General features: G+C 36.3%; 1 protein-coding gene. It reads left to right on the top strand.

Annotated features, from left to right (window positions below):
- The first annotated feature begins 40 nt into the window (after nucleotides 1–40).
- On the top strand, nucleotides 41–946 hold the full coding sequence (locus C6988_RS10745; protein ID WP_182135442.1) for a transcription initiation factor IIB: 906 nt from the start codon (nucleotides 41–43) through the stop codon (nucleotides 944–946).
- The last annotated feature ends 21 nt before the right edge of the window (nucleotides 947–967 follow it).

Raw genomic sequence — 967 nt, 5'->3', positions numbered from 1 at the left:
AATGAATAATAAGCAAATCATGGAATTACTCATAGGTTTCATGAATCGTCCTATGATGTCATCGCACAAGTGCCCATCCTGTGGAAAACAAAAAATCGTTACAGATGAAAGTACCGGAGAGTTATTTTGTTCCATATGTGGTTTTGTTCTTAATGATAAATTAGAAGACACAGGTGCAGAATGGCGTTCATTTGCAGGAGATGAAACAAACAGATCTCGTGCAGGAGCTGGAACATCTTTGACAATGCACGATATGGGATTATCAACAATTATTGGAACTGCTAACAAAGATTCTACAGGAAAACCTCTTTCAGCAAGTATGAAGACATCAATTGAAAGATTACGAACATGGGACAGTAGAACACAAGCACACTCATCAGCAGATAGAAACTTACGTCAAGCATTAAATGAGATGGATAAGCTCAAAGACAAATTAGCTTTAGCAGACGCTGTAATCGAAAAAGCAGCATACATTTATCGTAAAGCCATGGAGAAAAAATTAGTACGAGGAAGATCAATTCATGGTTTAGTAGCAGCATGTCTTTATGCTGCATGTAGAAATACTGAAACACCAAGAACTTTAGATGATATTGCAAAGGGAATTAACATTAGAAGAAAAGACGTTGCAAGATGTTATCGTTTAATCTATAGAGAATTAGAATTAAAGATGCCAGTAGTAGATCCTGTGAAAGGAGTTTCTCGAATTGCAAGTATTGCAGAATTAAGTGAAAAGACAAAGCGAAAGGCCATTTCAATTTTAGATAAAGCAAAAAAAGTTGGCATTGTGGCTGGAAAAGATCCTATGGGAATTGCAGCTGCTGCACTTTACTTGGCATGTATCAGTAGTGGAGAAGTAAAATCCCAGAAAGACATTTCGATTGCATCAGGAGTAACAGAAGTTACTATTAGAAACAGATGTGCAGGATTGAGAAAAATTCTCAACTAAAAAATGTCATCATATACTTGG

Source organism: Nitrosopumilus sp. b1, assembly GCF_014078545.1.
Lineage (GTDB): Archaea > Thermoproteota > Nitrososphaeria > Nitrososphaerales > Nitrosopumilaceae > PXYB01.
The sequence above is the reverse complement of the archived record's forward strand: the minus strand, read 5'-3'. Positions and strand labels throughout refer to the sequence as shown.

What these genes read in the sequence shown, in the direction of transcription:
- C6988_RS10745 (WP_182135442.1), top strand. Translation starts at nt 41, where the DNA reads ATGAATCGTCCTATGATGTCATCGCACAAGTGCCCATCCTGTGGAAAA.